The sequence below is a fragment of the Wenyingzhuangia sp. IMCC45467 genome (genome assembly GCF_054111205.1).
The window spans coordinates 1,947,851-1,965,120 of the sequence record NZ_CM134196.1; the positions used below are offsets into that span (position 1 = coordinate 1,947,851).

14 protein-coding genes and 4 tRNA genes are annotated in these 17,270 nt (G+C 32.9%); all 18 read right to left on the reverse strand.

The window, feature by feature from the left end:
- Positions 1-102 precede the first annotated feature (102 nt).
- The gene (locus ACXGQT_RS08365) at positions 103-1,071 is read right to left on the reverse strand and encodes a Gfo/Idh/MocA family oxidoreductase (protein ID WP_457828145.1); all 969 of its coding nucleotides are present in this window, start codon (positions 1,069-1,071) and stop codon (positions 103-105) included.
- A gap of 148 nt (positions 1,072-1,219) precedes the next feature.
- A tRNA-Val gene (locus ACXGQT_RS08370) sits at positions 1,220-1,294 on the reverse strand.
- 35 nt (positions 1,295-1,329) lie between these two features.
- Positions 1,330-1,404 (reverse strand) — tRNA-Val (locus ACXGQT_RS08375).
- Positions 1,405-1,461: 57 nt separating this feature from the next.
- A complete protein-coding gene (locus ACXGQT_RS08380) occupies positions 1,462-2,484 on the reverse strand; it encodes a mannose-1-phosphate guanylyltransferase (RefSeq protein WP_457828146.1) in 1,023 nt (340 codons plus the stop codon).
- A 4-nt stretch (positions 2,485-2,488) separates the two neighbouring features.
- Positions 2,489-3,517: an NAD-dependent epimerase gene (locus ACXGQT_RS08385; protein ID WP_457828147.1), complete on the reverse strand. Its 1,029-nt coding sequence runs from the start codon at positions 3,515-3,517 to the stop codon at positions 2,489-2,491.
- Between the two features lie 90 nt (positions 3,518-3,607).
- Positions 3,608-4,849: a bifunctional folylpolyglutamate synthase/dihydrofolate synthase gene (locus tag ACXGQT_RS08390; protein WP_457828148.1), complete on the reverse strand. Its 1,242-nt coding sequence runs from the start codon at positions 4,847-4,849 to the stop codon at positions 3,608-3,610.
- A 67-nt stretch (positions 4,850-4,916) separates the two neighbouring features.
- Complete coding sequence (locus tag ACXGQT_RS08395; protein ID WP_457828149.1) at positions 4,917-5,747, reverse strand: energy transducer TonB; 831 nt, start codon at positions 5,745-5,747, stop codon at positions 4,917-4,919.
- 3 nt (positions 5,748-5,750) lie between these two features.
- A complete protein-coding gene (locus ACXGQT_RS08400) occupies positions 5,751-6,143 on the reverse strand; it encodes an ExbD/TolR family protein (RefSeq protein WP_457828150.1) in 393 nt (130 codons plus the stop codon).
- 43 nt (positions 6,144-6,186) lie between these two features.
- A complete protein-coding gene (locus ACXGQT_RS08405; RefSeq protein ID WP_457828151.1) occupies positions 6,187-6,870 on the reverse strand; it encodes a MotA/TolQ/ExbB proton channel family protein in 684 nt (227 codons plus the stop codon).
- A gap of 113 nt (positions 6,871-6,983) precedes the next feature.
- Positions 6,984-8,447, reverse strand: a complete 1,464-nt coding sequence (nhaB, locus tag ACXGQT_RS08410) for a sodium/proton antiporter NhaB (RefSeq protein ID WP_457828152.1) — start codon at positions 8,445-8,447, stop codon at positions 6,984-6,986.
- A 138-nt stretch (positions 8,448-8,585) separates the two neighbouring features.
- Entirely contained in the window at positions 8,586-9,638 is a 1,053-nt protein-coding gene (locus tag ACXGQT_RS08415) for an anhydro-N-acetylmuramic acid kinase (protein WP_457828153.1), read from the reverse strand.
- Positions 9,639-9,665: 27 nt separating this feature from the next.
- Positions 9,666-11,606: a protein-disulfide reductase DsbD family protein gene (locus ACXGQT_RS08420; protein WP_457828154.1), complete on the reverse strand. Its 1,941-nt coding sequence runs from the start codon at positions 11,604-11,606 to the stop codon at positions 9,666-9,668.
- A gap of 16 nt (positions 11,607-11,622) precedes the next feature.
- Positions 11,623-12,087 carry a protein-disulfide reductase DsbD domain-containing protein gene (locus tag ACXGQT_RS08425; RefSeq protein ID WP_457828155.1) on the reverse strand — a complete coding sequence of 155 codons (465 nt, stop codon included), beginning with the start codon at positions 12,085-12,087 and terminating at the stop codon, positions 11,623-11,625.
- 6 nt (positions 12,088-12,093) lie between these two features.
- The gene (locus ACXGQT_RS08430; protein ID WP_457828156.1) at positions 12,094-14,895 is read right to left on the reverse strand and encodes a M16 family metallopeptidase; all 2,802 of its coding nucleotides are present in this window, start codon (positions 14,893-14,895) and stop codon (positions 12,094-12,096) included.
- 241 nt (positions 14,896-15,136) lie between these two features.
- Positions 15,137-15,208, reverse strand: a tRNA-Glu gene (locus tag ACXGQT_RS08435).
- A 13-nt stretch (positions 15,209-15,221) separates the two neighbouring features.
- Positions 15,222-15,473, reverse strand: coding sequence for a 30S ribosomal protein S20 (gene rpsT, locus ACXGQT_RS08440; RefSeq protein WP_457828157.1), 252 nt, complete (start codon positions 15,471-15,473; stop codon positions 15,222-15,224).
- A gap of 35 nt (positions 15,474-15,508) precedes the next feature.
- A tRNA-Glu gene (locus ACXGQT_RS08445) sits at positions 15,509-15,580 on the reverse strand.
- Positions 15,581-15,688: 108 nt separating this feature from the next.
- Complete coding sequence (gene proS, locus ACXGQT_RS08450; RefSeq protein ID WP_457828158.1) at positions 15,689-17,167, reverse strand: proline--tRNA ligase; 1,479 nt, start codon at positions 17,165-17,167, stop codon at positions 15,689-15,691.
- Positions 17,168-17,270 lie beyond the last annotated feature (103 nt).

Here is a 17,270-nt window from a genome sequence, read left to right on the forward strand (position 1 = left end):
TTTTTCTTTCTTTTTTCAAGGGCAAATATAAATTAAAACTCAATAACAAATGTTAAATTACCTAAGTATTATCTTAAAAACTGACAAAAAACATAAGTAAATCTACGCAAATGGATGTGCTGATTTTGGTTTATAAAACAAGGAATGTACTTTTCCATCTTCAGGAATTTTCATTTCTGCATTTCTTATTTCGTGAACAATCTGAATAGATTTTCTAGCATCCTCCAAACCAAAACCAGTATCTGTTAATATATTTTTATAACTCTCAGTATGCAACTCCGTAAAACCTCCACTAAACTCAACCTCCTCTCCATCAACAGTAATAGATCTATAAGTTCTTTGTCCTTTCTCCTTAATCTCCTCTGGAATTAAATCATAATTAATAGACAAAAACCATTTTACTTTTGCTTTTTCAAAAACCAAATAACCAGATGCTCTGTCATGAGTATGTTCGTAAACTATATTTTCTTTTAAAGCTCCAAACACCCATCCTAACATATCAAAAAAATGAACACCTATATTAGAGGCAATCCCTCCTGATTTTGACTTATCTCCTTTCCATGAAGCATAATACCATTTCCCTCTGGAGGTTAAATACGTTAAATCCACCTCAAAAATCTTATCTACAGGAGCTTTCTCTACTTTCTTCTTTAAATCTAATATTGCTTGATGATGTCTTAACTGAAGAATTGTATATATTTTCTTTCCTGTTTCTTTTTCAATAGCCTGTAAAGCATCAATATTCCAAGGATTCAACACTAATGGTTTTTCGCAAATAGCATTTGCTCCAGACCTCAAAGCCATTCTTATATGAGCATCATGCAAATAATTAGGCGTACAAATACTTACATAATCCAACTGTAAATTCTGCTCTCTTTTTAACTTTTCTATATGTCTATCAAACCTTTCAAACTCCACAAAAAAAGAAGCCTCAGGAAAATACGAATCAATCACCCCTACACTATCATTCTTATCTAAAGCTGCCAACAAAACACTTCCTGTATCTTTAATTGCTTTTAAATGTCTTGGAGCAATATAACCTGCTGCTCCAATTAAGGCAAAATTCTTCATATATTTTCACTGTAGCATTAATAACTATAACCACCAAATATAGAAAAAGAGAAACTAGGAATAAAACTATTCTTATGAAAAGTGAAAAGATGATATTATGACTAAAAAACAAAAAAGCCTATCCGTTTTGGATAGGCTTTTTTGTTAGTGGGCAATAAGGGATTCGAACCCCTGACCCCCTCGGTGTAAACGAGGTGCTCTGAACCAACTGAGCTAATTGCCCTATTTTTTTTTAAAAGGTATTAAGGAAACCTTTAGTGGGCAATAAGGGATTCGAACCCCTGACCCCCTCGGTGTAAACGAGGTGCTCTGAACCAACTGAGCTAATTGCCCTTAGCGGGTGCAAATATAGAACTTTATTCCATTCTGCAAACACTTATTTTAAAAAAATTACAATAAATTTTTATCTCCACATCCTGCAAACTCTCTTATCTGCTTCACTTCTTCACTTTTATCTTTGGTAATCAATAAAATACAATCCTCTGCTTCAATTAATACAATATGATCTATACCTCTAGTTGCATATACAGGTTTTGAACACATTGCATAAGAATTTACAATATTCTCTCCTTTCATCATCTGAAACAATTCATCATTTTGAAAATCTTTTGCATAAGATATCAAAGAATCAAAAGACCCTAAATCAGACCATATAAAATGAGATTTTACCATCTTTATAATTTTTGACTTCTCTAAGACAGCAAAATCAATACTATCTTCTGGAATTTTCTCCATATCTTGTTTCCCCACAAAACCTTCTTTGCTGTTTTGATATGCTACTACAGATGCCTCGTAAATATCTGATTGATATTTTTTAATCTCTGCTAAAAATACCGATGCTTTAAAACAGAACATTCCGCTATTCCAACAAAAATTACCAGATCTAATGTATTTTATTGCTAAATCTTGATTTGGCTTTTCTCTAAAAGACTTCACGTCTTCTGCATCATATTCTATATACCCATACCCTGTCTCAGGTTTTAAAGGCTGAATTCCAAAAGTAGCGATGTTACCATCTTTCGCTAACCTAATAGCATTCTTCACTGCTAATTCATATTCTTTTTCATCTCCAATCATATGATCCGAAGGAGTGATAAACATAATATCATCTGGATCTAAACTTAATGCTGCTAAAGTAATAGCAGGAGCCGTATTTCTCCCTACTGATTCTATTATTTTTTTATCGATAGTTACCCCTAATTCTTTTGACTGATCAATCGCCATTGCTAATTGACTCTCATTTGTTACTAGCATATAATCATCCACCAATTTTTTATTCCTCAACACAGTATACTGGAATAATGATTTTTTTTCAAAAATTTGCAAAAATTGTTTTGGACTTTTTTTTCTAGAAATTGGCCATAATCTTGACCCTACCCCTCCACTTAAAACGACATTGATAACTTTTCCCATAGCTTTATTTTAAATTATTGTATTCTTTGTACCAATCTATAAAATTTTTCACCCCTTGTTCTACAGTAGTACTTGGACTGTATCCATAATCCTGAATCAAAGCTGATACATCTGCCCATGTTTTAGCAACATCACCTGGCTGCATATCCATCATGGTTTTTTCAGCTTTTTTCCCTAAATTTTTCTCTATATTTTCTATGTATTCGGTTAATTTTACAGAATTATTATTCCCTATATTATACACCTTGTACAATTCTCCTTTTTCTTTTCTAGTCTCTACCTCACCTTCAATAATCCTCATGACCCCCTCTACAATATCACCTACATAAGTAAAATCTCTCTCCATATTTCCATGATTAAAAACTTTTATAGGTTGATCATTTCTAATTCCTTCTGCAAACAAATAAGCGGCCATATCTGGTCTTCCCCAAGGCCCATATACTGTAAAGAATCGTAAACCAGTAGTTGCAAAACCAAACAAGTGCGAATAAGTATGAGCCATTAACTCATTACTCTTTTTAGAAGCTGCATATAGACTAATAGGAGTATCTACAGTATCATCTGTAGAAAAAGGAATTTTAGAATTTAACCCATATACACTAGAACTACTTGCATACACCAAATGTTTTACATTATTGGCTCTACAAGCTTCTAATAAATTTACATAACCTACAATATTACTATCCACATATGCTTGTGGGTTTTCAATACTATAACGCACTCCTGCTTGAGCCGCTAAATTACACACCACCTCAAATTGCTCCTTTTCAAAAAGCTGATTGATTGCTTCTCTATTCTCCAAATTCATTCTGACAAATTTAAAGTCTTTCTTACCCTCAGAAATCACCTCATTTGAAAACTTTGAAGCCATGCTTCTATCAATCCCTAATTCTTTTAGTCTAGCATATTTTAAATTAACATCGTAATAATCATTGATATTATCAATTCCTATTACCTGATGCCCTCTACTTAATAATAGCTTTGATAAATGAAAACCTATAAACCCTGCTACTCCTGTTACTAAAACTCTCATTAAAGATGTTTGATATAATTAAAAACAAATATATAATATTGTTTTTTAGGTTTTAGTCTTAAATATTAGGTTTTGATTAAATTCATTGTTTTACACTCGGTTATCAGTTATTGAAAGTAAATAATCTGCAACCACAAAAGTACTTCCACCAATATATATTAAATCTTCTTTAACTGCATTTGACATGGCTTTTTTGATTGCTTCTTCTACCGTAGCAAAACTGACTCCTTTTAAATGGTATTTTTCTGCCTCTTCTTTTAATTTCAGTTCAGACAACCCTCTTGCAAGAGACGGTCTTGTAAAATAATAAATTGCTTTTTGGGGCAACAACGGCAAAACCGCATTCAAATCCTTATCATCTACCACTCCAAAAACAATATGTAACTGTTTAAAATCTTCTTCTAATATTTGAGAAATTACCTGAGAAATTCCTTCTTTATTATGACCTGTATCACAAATTATTTTTGGATCAACTTGTATTTGTTGATATCTCCCTAACAACCCTGTATTTTTAATCACTTTAGACAAACCTGCTTTTAGTGCGTTTTCATTAATGACAACTCCTATTTTATTTAAAACCTCAACTGTTTTTACAACCGTTTTTAAATTGTGTTTTTGATAGACTCCTTTTAACTCACAATCATAACTAACATCCTCCAACTCAAAAGCTTTATATAACCTTGCTTGTTTATTAGTTGCTATTTCATTAAAAACAGGAAATGTATCTATATTGTACTCCCCAATCACTACAGGAGTGCTTGGTTTTATTATCCCTCCTTTTTCGGCAGCTATTAAAGGTAAAGTTGTTCCTAAAAATTGGGTATGATCTAATCCTATATTGGTAATTACAGACACCAATGGACTTATTACATTGGTAGAATCTAATCTTCCTCCCAAGCCAGTTTCTAACACCACATAATCTACTCTGGAATCTTTAAAATACTCAAAAGACAAACCCACTGTCATTTCAAAAAAAGACAAAGCGTTTTGTTCAAAGAAACTTTTGTGCTTTGCTACAAAATCAACAATATAACTTTCTGATATTTCTGTTCCATTAATTTTAATACGCTCTCTAAAATTAATTAAATGTGGAGAAGTATACAAACCGACTTGATACCCCTGCTCCTGTAATATAGAAGCCAACATATGACTAGTAGATCCTTTTCCGTTAGTCCCTGCTACATGAATGGCTTTTATTTGTTGCTCTGGATTCCCTAAGTAATCCATTAGTAAAAGCGTGTTTGATAAATCTTTTTTATAAGCCTTAGCACCGTCTTTTTGATACATTGGCAACTGGTTAAACAACCAATCTAAAGTTTCTTGATAATTCATATATAGCACTAAGTATTGAGTACCGAGTATTTATTTTTCTGTAGCTATTATCTACTTTTGTAGTTATTTATTCCGAAAGAATAAATTTATAACGAATGAGCCCTACTTGTTTGTTAGGAGCGTTGCCATCAGGATTCCACTGAGTAGCCAAAGCTGCTTTTTTTGCAGGCTCTAGTAAACAAGGACTATTATTGGTAGTTCCTTTAACTCCTGGCACAGCGCTAATTACTTTACCATTTACATCAACCTCTATTCTTACTACCACAATACCTTCTTCATTACAATCTGGTTTTCTAATAGGCTTAGACAAAGCTCTTCTACCTTGTAACAAATAGTTTCCATCACCTCCTGAACCATTATTTCCATAATATTTATCACTATTAGGATCTCCAGTTGTACTTCCTTTAACCCCTTGTGTTTTATCATCTCCCTCTCCTTCTACCACTTCACCTTTAGATGGATTTCCAAACAAACTATTTAATGCGTTCTGAATTTCCCTTGTAGGTGTTGGCTCTTTTTTTTCCACAGGCTTCTCTACTTTTTTTTCTTCTGTTTTTTTCTCAGGAGCTTTCACCGTTTTTTCCTCCTTTTTCTCTTTGGGTTTTATAACTGGAGCCTCTACATCTGCCTGTGTAATTACTTTTTCCTCTATAGCACTATTTTCAACTTTCTCCGTTATAGATTCTGCTTGACTTGGTGTTGGATTAGACTGAATACTTTCATTCAATTTAGGAGTTCCTGAGCCTAACTCTGAAGTTCCAAAATTAATTGCCACTCCATATTCTTCTGGTGGATCTAAATACCTTAATCCACAAAAAAACATAAGAAACACAACCAAAACCATAATAATGGCAGTGATGATGACTGACTGCTTTTGATATGTGGTTGTAAACATCATATATTATTGACCTTTTACCGCTAAAATCATTTTGATTTTATTTCTATTTGCAATATCAATGACTTGCATAATGTTTTTATAAGGAGATTCCTGATCCCCTCTAATAACCAATGAACCTTCTTTGATTGAGGATATTTTGGTTAACAATGAATTTTCTAACTGATTAAATTCAACTTTATCTGCATCTATATAATAATCTCCTTGTTTGGTAATAGAAACAGACACAATTCCCTTATTTTCTGTTTTTCCTCCTGCTTTTGGCAACAGTACATCAATAGCATTTACTGTTACTAAAGTAGAAGCTAGCATAAAGAAAATCAACAATAAAAAAACAATATCCGTCATAGAGGACATGTTAAAATCTGCACTTACTTTATTTCTACTTCTGATATTCATGATTCAATGGTTGTTGTTCTATGGTCGATTCTCGGTTATCGTTTTATACTGGTTCGTTTAACAAATCTAAAAACTCTACCGAAGTAGCTTCCATATGATAAACTACCTTATCTGTTCTTACTACTAAGTGATTATAAGCTATATAAGAAATAATTCCAACAATTAATCCTCCAACTGTTGTTGTCATTGCTGTATATAACCCATCTGACAACATTTTAATATCTATTTGTCCACCCGCATTGGCAATTTCATGTATAGAAACAATCATACCTATTACAGTTCCCAAAAACCCAATCATAGGAGCAGCTCCAGAAATAGTAGCCAACACACTTACGTTTTTCTCTAATTTGTAAACCTCTAACTTCCCTGCATTTTCAATAGCTGTATTGATATCCTCTAATGGCTTACCTATTCTTGTAACTCCTTTCTGAATTAAATTTGCTACAGGTAAATCTACTCTTTCACATAACATTTTTGCAGCATCAATATTCCCTATACTGATTTGCTCTTTAATTTGATTCATAAAGTTTTTATCTACTTTATTTGCAGCTTTAATCGCCAAAAATCTTTCAATATATATATAAACAGCCACTATTAAAAGAACAAACAAAATTCCCATAATAATTTGCCCTCCTGTTCCTCCATCTAAAATTAACTGAATGATTGAGATGGTTTTTTCTTGACTTGCCTCTACTACTGGCAATACTTCTTCTTGATTCTGAATCATAATTATAAATGCTTATTTACATTAACGAAAATACAATTTATTATTGCACTTCTACAAACAAAAAAAGGAACCTTATTACTAAGATTCCTTTTTTAAAATTTTATATAAAATGATTATAATATAATTCTAACCATTAAGTAACCTACTCCTCCTAAAACAATAGTATAAGGTAATGCCATTTTCACCATAGTTCCGTAAGACAAATTAATTAACGGTGCCAATGCAGATGTTAATAAGAACAAAAACGCAGCTTGTCCGTTTGGAGTTGCTACACTAGGTAAATTGGTACCCGTGTTAATTGCAATTGCTAAATGTTCAAAATGCTCTTTGTCAATCGCTCCAGATTTAAATGCTGCTTGAACTTCTCCTATGTATACTGTTGCCACAAAAACGTTATCACTAATTGCTGACAACAATCCGTTTGCTATATAAAACAATCCTGGTTGAGATTCTGGACTTTGCTCCAATGCCCAATGAATAATTGGAGAGAATAAATGCTGGTCATGAATCATTGCTACTACCACAAAGAAAACTACTAACAACCCTGTAAATGGTAATGCTTCTTCAAAAGCATGTCCTAACTGGTGCTCTTCTGTAATTCCCATAAAAGCAGTTTGTAAAATAATTAAAGCCAATCCAATAAATCCTACAGGTGCTAAGTGTAAAGCCAAACCTGCAATTAACAAGATAGCTGCAATTCCTTGAACTTTTAACCCATATTTTTCTTTTGCACTTCTTTTTTCATCTTCCTCTTTGGTATACCCTTGTATGATTTGATCTGCTATTTTTGGTAATTTAGCTCCAAAACCAAAAACTCCAGTTACTTCTAACAAAACAGTTGTTAACAAACCACAAACTAAAACAGGCATTGTAATTGGTGCCATTTTTATAAAGAACTCAATAAAGTCCCATCCCATTCTTTCACCAATCAATAAATTCTGAGGTTCTCCTACCAAAGTACAAACCCCTCCTAAAGCAGTACCTACTACTCCGTGCATAATTAAACTTCTTAAAAAACTTCTAAATTGCTCTAGAGTTTCTCCGCTTAACTCATCTTTATCTATAACACCGTCTCCGTTGTAGTCACTAAAATTAGAGTGAATTTTGTGGTAAATACCATAAAAACCAACAGCTACACTAATTAATACAGCTGTTACTGTCAACGCATCTAAGAAAGCAGACAATACCGCTGCCAAAAACACAAACAATAAAGACAATACTATTTTAGATTTTATTTTAGTAAAAATTTTACTAAAGATGTACATCAACAAAGGTTTCATAAAGTAAATTCCTGCTACCATAAAAACCAACAACAATACAACTTCTAAATTTTGATCTACTTCATGGTATGCTTTTTCAGGAGATGTTAATCCTAAAGCAATAATTTCTATCGCCAACAAACCTCCTGACTGAAGTGGGTAACATTTTAAAGCCATTGCCAAGGTAAAAATAAACTCCCCAATAAATAACCATGCACCAACATGAGGAGCATATATTGAAATTGGAATATTTATCAACAAGAAAAATATCATGATAAGCTTGAACCACTTAGGACTAGACCCTAGAAAATATTTCATTTTATTTTGTATTTTAAAATTTCGAAAGCTAAAATAACATTTTAAGATGCTTTAAAACAATACAACTATGTTAATTTTAATGAATAAAACAAAATTCATTAAAATTGTTAAGAATCACATGAAGTCTACTAACATTCATCAACTAAAAACTACCTCCCCTGATGAATGATCTTTTAAAGCTCCTGTTACACTTGACAAACTGTTTACTTTATTCTCTACTCTTAATTTACCCAACAGAGCAAAAACAAGAGCTTCTTTATACTCTACTAGCTGTTTAGAGGGAATTACTAATGTTAAATTAGGGTTTAATTCTTTGATACGCTCAATTAAAAAAGCATGATAAGCCCCTCCACCTGTTATTAAAACCCTTCCTTTTTTTAATTTATTTGTGAGTTGATATGCAACATGCTCAACAAAAGTCCTCATTAAATCTACCTGAGATAATTTATACTCATCCATTAACGGATATATTTCTTTACTTAAAAACTCCACTCCCAAAGATTTAGGATTTGTAGACTGATAAAAAGACAATTCATTAAGTGCTAAAAATAATTGCTGATGAACCTTTCCTTTTTTGGACAATACTCCATCTTTATCATACTCAAACCCTAGTTGATTTGCATAAAAATTTAAAACCGTATTTACCGGACATATATCAAAGGCTTTTCTGATTCCATTTTCATCAAAAGAGACATTAGAAAAACCACCTAAATTTAAACAATAATCATACTCCGAAAACAATAAAGCATCACCTACAGGAACTAAGGGTGCTCCTTGCCCTCCAAAATCAACATCTTGTTTTCTAAAATTATAGACTGTTTTTATTTGGGTAAGATTAAAAATTTCTTTTCCTGAACCTATTTGCAAGGTATACCCTATTTCTGGCTGATGATGAACCGTATGTCCATGAGAAGCTATAAGATCTACTTGCTCAATGTTGTTTTTATTTATAAAATTCAGCAACAAATCTCCATAATACTTTCCTAATTCAATATCTAAAACCTCTAACTCTATAGCTCCTTTGGGGTAACCTGCTATGTTTTTAAGTTTATGCAACCAACCTTCCGAATAAGAAATGGTTTCTGTTTTTAATATCCTAAACTCTTCATCTCCCTTCCACTCAGTATATACGATGTCTACCCCGTCTAAAGATGTTCCAGACATTAACCCTATGATGTGTTTTGTTTGCATCTTTCTATCCAAGCTCAAAAACTAACTTTATTCTTTAAATTTTGATATCCCTTCTGTTAACCAGTTCAAATATTCTGACACCTCTGGAGTGTATCCCACAGGAGTATTTAAGTTTTTTTCGCTGTGATCTATTAATACATAAAAGGGTTGAGAATTGGCATTGTACTTAGATGCTTGCATATCACTCCATTTATCTCCATAATCTTTCCAATACTTACCTGGTCTTGAGACAAATTCTTGAATTTCATCTTTAGGTAATTTCTTTTTATCATCTACATATAAAGAAATTAGAACCACATCATTCTTTAACACTTTTAACACCTCTGGTTTTACCCATACCTGTTGCTCCATTTTTCTACAATTCACACAAGTATATCCTGTAAAATCAATCATCACTGGCTTTCCTACTTTTTTAGCATATGCCAGTCCAGTATCGTAATCATGAAAAGCCATAATATTATCAGGAGCAATTAAATGAGCTCCTTCTGGCAGATCGCTATGATTAAGAGAACCCTCTGTTTTTGTAGCTCCTACACCGTATGGAGATTCACTATAATCGGGTGGAGGTGGAAAGGCACTTATTAAATTTAAAGGAGCCCCCCAAAGTCCCGGAATCATATAAATTGTAAACGATAACACAACAAGTCCTAAACTTAATCTACCTACAGAAATATAAGGCAAAGGACTGTCGTGTGGTAATTTTATTTTTCCAAAAAGATAAAAAGCTAAGGTTCCAAATATAGCAATCCAAATAGCTATAAACACTTCCCTTTCCAATAAATGTAACTGTAATACATAATCTGCATTAGACAAAAACTTAAACGCTAAAGCCAATTCTAAAAATCCTAAAACTACTTTTACCGAATTTAACCAACCTCCAGATTTCGGCAATGAATTTAACCAACCTGGAAAAGCTGCAAATAAAGCAAAAGGCAAAGCAATAGCTAGAGAAAAACCTAGCATCCCTACAACAGGAGCAATTCCCCCTTTAGAAGCCGCCTCTACTAACAAAGTTCCCACTATAGGTCCTGTACAAGAAAACGACACAATTGCTAATGCCAAAGCCATAAAAAAGATCCCTATGAATCCTCCTCTATCCGCTTGAGCATCTACTTTATTTATCCAAGAAGTAGGCAACATTATTTCAAAAGCTCCTAAAAAAGAACATGCAAAAACCACTAATAAAATAAAGAATATGATATTAAACCATGGATTAGATGCCAAGGCATTTAACGCACCTGCTCCAAAAACCCAGGTTACCACAGAGCCTAAAAACACATAAATAACCATGATACAGACTCCATATATAATAGCATTTTTAAGCCCCACTACTTTGTTCTTGCTCTGTTTGGTAAAAAAGCTAACTGTCATAGGAATCATAGGAAACACGCAAGGCGTTAACAAGGCTGCAAATCCTGATAAAAAAGCAACAATAAAAATACTTAACAAACCTTTTTGATTATCATTAGTTTCTTCTAACTCAGCACCTCCTGAAACATTGGTCACCTGGCTAGTTTTAGCTATCTCAAACACTAAATCTACTTCTGTAGGAGCCAAACATTGCTTATCATTACAAGCCATAAATTCCACAAAAGCAGCAATGCTTGCTGTTCCTTTTTCTAGTTTAATTTTTTGAGTAAACACAGCTTGCTCTTTAAAATACTTTACTTGCATTTTAAACTCAGGATCTTGTGCCGTAACACTATTTCCTGTTTCCTCTGTATTTCCTACAATGGTAAACGTACCCTCACTATCATCATAGATAAAAGAAGTTGGAATAGGTCCATTTTCGGGGATGTTTTGGGCATATAAATGCCATCCTTCATCAATAGTAGCTGTGGTAATTAAATTATACTCAGTATCTGATATCTTTTCTACCGAAGTTCCCCATGTTACTGGCTCTAATATTTGTGATTGTACTGCTGTTGATAGTACTAATGCAATAAATGCAAAAAGAAAATTCTTCATTTTTACGTGTCCAAATTTAGTTAACGGCAAACTCTAAATCTACATCCGATGGAGGCAAACATCTACTATCATCACATACCATAAAAGTCACCAATCCTTTTACTACAAATGGAGCAGTAGATTTTAATCTGATTTTTTGTTTAAACTCCGCCTTTTTTTCAAAGTATTTAATTTTCATCTCAAAAATAGGGTCATCAATGGTATGCCCTTTCCCCTCTGTAGTATTTCCTTTTTTTAGATACTTTCCATTTCCTTCAAAAACAAACAACGTTGCTATTGGCCCTCCTTCAGGGACGTGTTGTGAGTATAAATGCCAACCTTCTTCAATAGTAGCTGTAGCGATTAACTCCGCCTCTTTCTCTGAAATTTTATTCACAGAGGTTGACCATTTTACTGGTTTTAATATTTGTGATTGTCCTGCAAAAGAAATTGCCAAGACAAAAAGTAACATCATTTTTTTCACGATAAACTGAGTTTTCATTTTCTATTAATTTTGCTGTTCAGGTTTAAAGACAACTTGATAACTTTTACCCTTCATTATCTTTTTAGCTATTTTTTGAATGTCTTTGGCAGACATTTTACGGACTATATTTTCAAAATTTTTGGGATCGGTTATATCTTCATGATCTCTATAATACTTTGTTAACATTAACACATCATAACTATTACTGTCTTTTGCTTGTTCTCTCTCCTTTATAAAATTGGTTCTTATTTTATTTAAATCCTCTTCATTAATCGTTCCATTTACTATTTTTCTCAACTCTTGTTTTACTATTTCCACTAATTTATCAACCATTTCCGGATTACAATCAAATCTAAACGAAACATAAGCTGTTGGCCTAGGTTCTTTATCAAAACTTGCATTGGCTCTTGGACTATAAGCACCTCCCTCTGCCTCTCTAATAATTTCTGTAACTCTTAATTGAAGCATATCTCCTAGCACATTGGTATAAATTGCATTTTTCTTATGATATGGAAGTTCTTTTTTATACACCATATTTACTGATGCTTTTGGATCTTCCATTTTTAAAAACACTTCTTTTTGTATGTTATCAGCAATCCACGATGCTTTATCATCTTTATACTTTTCTCTTTTTCCTGATGTTGGAATACTTGATAAGTATTGTTCCAATAGTGGTTTTAATTGCTCTTTCTTTACATCTCCCACTATATAAAATTCAAAATCGGCTGCATTTGCAAACCTATCTTTATAAACAGCTTTGATATTTTCAAAAGTAATATCATCTGCATAGGATTGATTAAAAATGCGTTTCTTCGGATGGTTTTTACCATAGACGGCTATAGTTAAACTATCTTTCATTTTTTCTCCTATATCTTTGCTTCTCCTCATTAAATAATTATCAATATTGCTTTGCAACACTTTAAAAGCATCTTCGTCAAAACGAGGTTTTACAAAATAAGCATGAACCATTTGCAACATAGTCTCTACATCTTTGGTATTAGAACTTCCGTGCATAGCTTCTGAAACATCTCCTAAACTTAAATCCACTCTAGCTGTTTTTCCTGCTAATATTTTCTTTAAATCTACTGCTGTAAAATTGACCAAACCTGATCTAGACAGCAAAGCACTTACCAAACTAGCTGAAGGCAAGTCTTTATCTTTCAACAAAGAAGTTCCTCCGTAACTTAAGGCCTGTAAAGACACTTTATCTTTTTGTTTGTTTACAAATTTATAATGAACTTTTATTCCATTACTCAACACAAAAGTAGTAGCTCCTATATTATTATCAATAGTGGTTTTTACAATTTTACCTGGAGTAATTTCTACTTCCGACAACAATGTTTTTCCATCTAAAGCCTCCGTATAAGGTTGTAATGCCTGATTATTTTCTACTGATGTAATAATATTATTTGCTTGATTTTCTGTTAAATTATCTTGCCCTTCCACTCCTGTAACATTTATATACCTATTCTTTTGAGTATATAATTCTTTTAAAGTTTGATGTACTTCTTGCATATTAATGTTCTCTAAAATTTGTTTAGAGATTTCATATTCCTTTTGAATATCCGTCATGGTTCTATTAGACAAATAATTGTTTTGAATTATACGCTCAATACTTTTATGACTCTTATCGTTCTTTTTAGCAATCTGATTTTCATAAGAAGATTTTATAACTGTAATAGCACGATCCATTTCTGACTGAGTAAAGCCAAACTTTACAGCACGCATTAGTTCTGTCATAACCTCTGCAAACGCTTCTTTTTGTTTGTTCGGTTTTGGCACTGTATATACTCCAAAATAATTAGAAGTCAACATTAACTCCCCATAACGAACACTTGCTCCTAAAAAATGAGCTTCTGGTTTTTGAGCTTTTTCTGTTATTCTTGATGACAGCATACTTACAACCATATTTTCCAACAAACTTTGTTTTAAATCTTCCACAGTTTCTGTTTCTAAAGATCTTTTATGACGGATTCCAAAACTAATTGCTGCCGATGAAACTTCTGGATCCTCTCCAAAACTATACATCATTTTTTCGTTATCCAGAATGGTAATATATTTGCGTTCTCTTGGGTTTTCTACAGCAGGTATTTTAGAAAATTTATCTATGATTTTTTGTTCAACTTCTGTTACATCCACATCACCAATTACAACAATAGCTTGCAAATCTGTTCTATACCAATCATGATAAAAACTTCTTAAAGCACCATATTTAAACCCTTCTACTACAGACATCAAACCAATAGGCATTCTATCTGCATATTTTGAGTAATTATATGTTATTGGCATAGAGTTTTTATACAAACGCATTTGCCCGCTTTGACGAGTTCTCCATTCTTCTTTAATCACTCCTCTTTCCGCATCTATTTCTTCATCGGTTAACAATAAATAATTAGACCAATCATGTAGAACCATTAAGCACGTATCAATCAGGTTGTCCTTAGTAGGAATGTTATTTAAATTGTAAACTGTTTCATCAAAAGAGGTATAAGCATTGATGTCTTTCCCAAAAACGGCTCCGTGCTTTTGAAGCGTATTTAAAATTCCTTTTCCTGGGAAATGTGCGGTTCCATTAAAAGCCATATGCTCTAAAAAATGAGCCAATCCACGTTGATTTTCATTTTCTAAAATAGAACCTACATTTTGAATAATATAATATGATGCTGCTTCCTTTAATACATTGGTACTTTTAATATAATAAGTCATTCCATTAGGTAACACTCCTTTTTTAATAGACTCATCAATAGGTAATGTTTTAGTTAAATCTTGGGAATTGACATGTATAGTTACAGCAAGTATTAATAAACAGGAAATAATTGTTTTCATGGACACGCTTTTCTTTAATTAATTTTTCCTCTAAGGTAATAAATATGATTTCTTAATTCTCTTTACTTTATTTTTTAGCTTTAAGAAACATAACTATATCAACCAACATGTCACTAAACATAGACAAAACAACTAACTTAACTAAAAAAGTTTTGCTCTAACAGTAAAACAAAACTCATCAAATAACAATAAATATAAAAAACGCGAAAAAAGCCTTACTGAATACTCAGTAAGGCTTTAGTAGTCCGTAGGGGAATCGAACCCCTGTTACCAGGATGAAAACCTGGCGTCCTAACCCCTAGACGAACGGACCATTATATCTACTTTTATAAAGAAGCTACGTGCTTAGTCAATTTTGACTGTAAGTTAGCTGCCTTATTCTTGTGAATAATATTATTCTTAGCTAACTTTTGCAACATACCCACAACTTTAGACAATTGCCCTTCAGCCTCAGTCTTGTCTGTCATGTTACGTAAAGCTTTAACAGCATTCCTAGTTGTCTTGTGCTGGTACTTGTTTCTTACCTGCTTAGCGCTGTTGCTTCTTATTCTCTTTAATGCTGACTTATGATTTGCCATCTTACTTAATGTGTTATCTTATTCAAAAAAAATTGTAGTCCGTAGGGGAATCGAACCCCTGTTACCAGGATGAAAACCTGGCGTCCTAACCCCTAGACGAACGGACCATTGCATAAAACTAAAAAACTGTAAGCTTTTTGCTTTAGCGGTTGCAAATATACACACGTTTTACAATATCACAAACTTTTTTTAAAACTTTTTTTAAAACTTTTTTACTAATATGCTTTTGCAAACAAAACCCTCTTATTAGATGGGTTTCCAGAAAACACACAAACCCCTTCTTCATCCTTAAACTCTAAAGGAATACATCTAATCGTAGCTTTTGTTAAGTCTTTAATCTTATCCTCTGTAACTTCTGTACCATCCCAATGAGCCGCCACAAAACCACCTTTATTTTCTATCACTTCTTTAAATTCCTCAAAGCTATCTACATATGTAATATGCTCATCTCTATAACTTAGAGCTTTCTTCCAAAGATTTTCTTGAATAGTTTCTAACAATTTAGAAACTATCCCTACAGCCTCAGACTGTTGTACACTTTGTTTTTCTAAAGTATCTCTTCTAGCAATTTCTAAAGTTCCATTTTCTAAATCCCTAGCTCCCATAGCTATCCTTACAGGCACTCCTTTTAATTCGTACTCTGCAAATTTCCATCCTGGTTTATGTGTATCTCTATCATCAAACTTTACAGAAATTCCTTTTGCTCTCAACTGTTTGGTTATTTCATCAACTTTTTCAGTAATAGCTTGTAATTGCTCTTCTGTTTTATAAATAGGCACAATAGCTACTTGTATTGGAGCAAGTTTAGGAGGCAAAACCAATCCCAAATCATCGGAATGTGTCATAATTAAACCACCCATCAAACGAGTAGAGACTCCCCAAGAAGTTGACCAAACATGCTCTTGCTTTCCTTCTTTAGAAGTATATTTTACATCAAATGCTTTTGCAAAATTTTGACCTAAAAAATGAGATGTTCCTGCCTGTAAAGCTTTTCCATCTTGCATTAATGCTTCAATAGTATAAGTATCATCTGCTCCGGCAAACCTTTCACTTTCGGATTTGACTCCTTTTACCACGGGCATTGCCATAAATTTTTCAGCAAAATCTGCATATACTTGCTGCATTAACTGTGACTCTTCAATAGCTTCTTGTTTTGTTGCATGAGCTGTATGTCCTTCTTGCCATAAAAACTCAGCGGTTCTTAAAAACAATCTTGTTCTCATTTCCCAACGCACCACATTAGCCCATTGATTTATTTTAATAGGTAAATCTCTATAAGACTGTACCCATCCTTTATACGTATTCCAAATAATTGCCTCACTTGTGGGACGAACCACTAATTCTTCTTCTAACTTAGCGTTTGGATCTACAATTAACTTACCTGGGTTATTTGGATCTGTTTTTAAGCGATAGTGAGTTACTACTGCACATTCTTTAGCAAAGCCCTCTGCATTTTTTTCTTCCGCTTCAAACAAACTCTTAGGAACAAACAATGGAAAGTAAGCATTTTCATGCCCCGTTTCTTTAAACATTCTATCTAACTCCTTTTGCATGTTTTCCCATATAGCATAGCCATAAGGTTTGATAACCATACATCCTCTAACTGCCGAGTTTTCAGCTAAATCGGCTTTTACAACCAACTCATTATACCACTTTGAGTAATCTGTACTCCTACTTGTTAATTTTGACCCCATATGTATTTTTTTGGCACAAAAATTGTAATTTATATAGAAAAAAAGGCACTAATTACCTACAAGGAGCAAAACTACTATTTTTTGCATTGTTCAACAATAAAAA

Bases quoted from the DNA above. Each gene is read 5' to 3' on its own strand.
- ACXGQT_RS08365 (WP_457828145.1), bottom strand. From the start codon at position 1,071: ATGAAGAATTTTGCCTTAATTGGAGCAGCAGGTTATATTGCTCCAAGA.
- ACXGQT_RS08380 (WP_457828146.1), bottom strand. From the start codon at position 2,484: ATGGGAAAAGTTATCAATGTCGTTTTAAGTGGAGGGGTAGGGTCAAGA.
- ACXGQT_RS08385 (WP_457828147.1), bottom strand. From the start codon at position 3,517: ATGAGAGTTTTAGTAACAGGAGTAGCAGGGTTTATAGGTTTTCATTTA.
- ACXGQT_RS08390 (WP_457828148.1), bottom strand. From the start codon at position 4,849: ATGAATTATCAAGAAACTTTAGATTGGTTGTTTAACCAGTTGCCAATG.
- ACXGQT_RS08395 (WP_457828149.1), bottom strand. From the start codon at position 5,747: ATGATGTTTACAACCACATATCAAAAGCAGTCAGTCATCATCACTGCC.
- ACXGQT_RS08400 (WP_457828150.1), bottom strand. From the start codon at position 6,143: ATGAATATCAGAAGTAGAAATAAAGTAAGTGCAGATTTTAACATGTCC.
- ACXGQT_RS08405 (WP_457828151.1), bottom strand. From the start codon at position 6,870: ATGATTCAGAATCAAGAAGAAGTATTGCCAGTAGTAGAGGCAAGTCAA.
- nhaB (WP_457828152.1), bottom strand. From the start codon at position 8,447: ATGAAATATTTTCTAGGGTCTAGTCCTAAGTGGTTCAAGCTTATCATG.
- ACXGQT_RS08415 (WP_457828153.1), bottom strand. From the start codon at position 9,638: ATGCAAACAAAACACATCATAGGGTTAATGTCTGGAACATCTTTAGAC.
- ACXGQT_RS08420 (WP_457828154.1), bottom strand. From the start codon at position 11,606: ATGAAGAATTTTCTTTTTGCATTTATTGCATTAGTACTATCAACAGCA.
- ACXGQT_RS08425 (WP_457828155.1), bottom strand. From the start codon at position 12,087: ATGAAAACTCAGTTTATCGTGAAAAAAATGATGTTACTTTTTGTCTTG.
- ACXGQT_RS08430 (WP_457828156.1), bottom strand. From the start codon at position 14,895: ATGAAAACAATTATTTCCTGTTTATTAATACTTGCTGTAACTATACAT.
- rpsT (WP_457828157.1), bottom strand. From the start codon at position 15,473: ATGGCAAATCATAAGTCAGCATTAAAGAGAATAAGAAGCAACAGCGCT.
- proS (WP_457828158.1), bottom strand. From the start codon at position 17,167: ATGGGGTCAAAATTAACAAGTAGGAGTACAGATTACTCAAAGTGGTAT.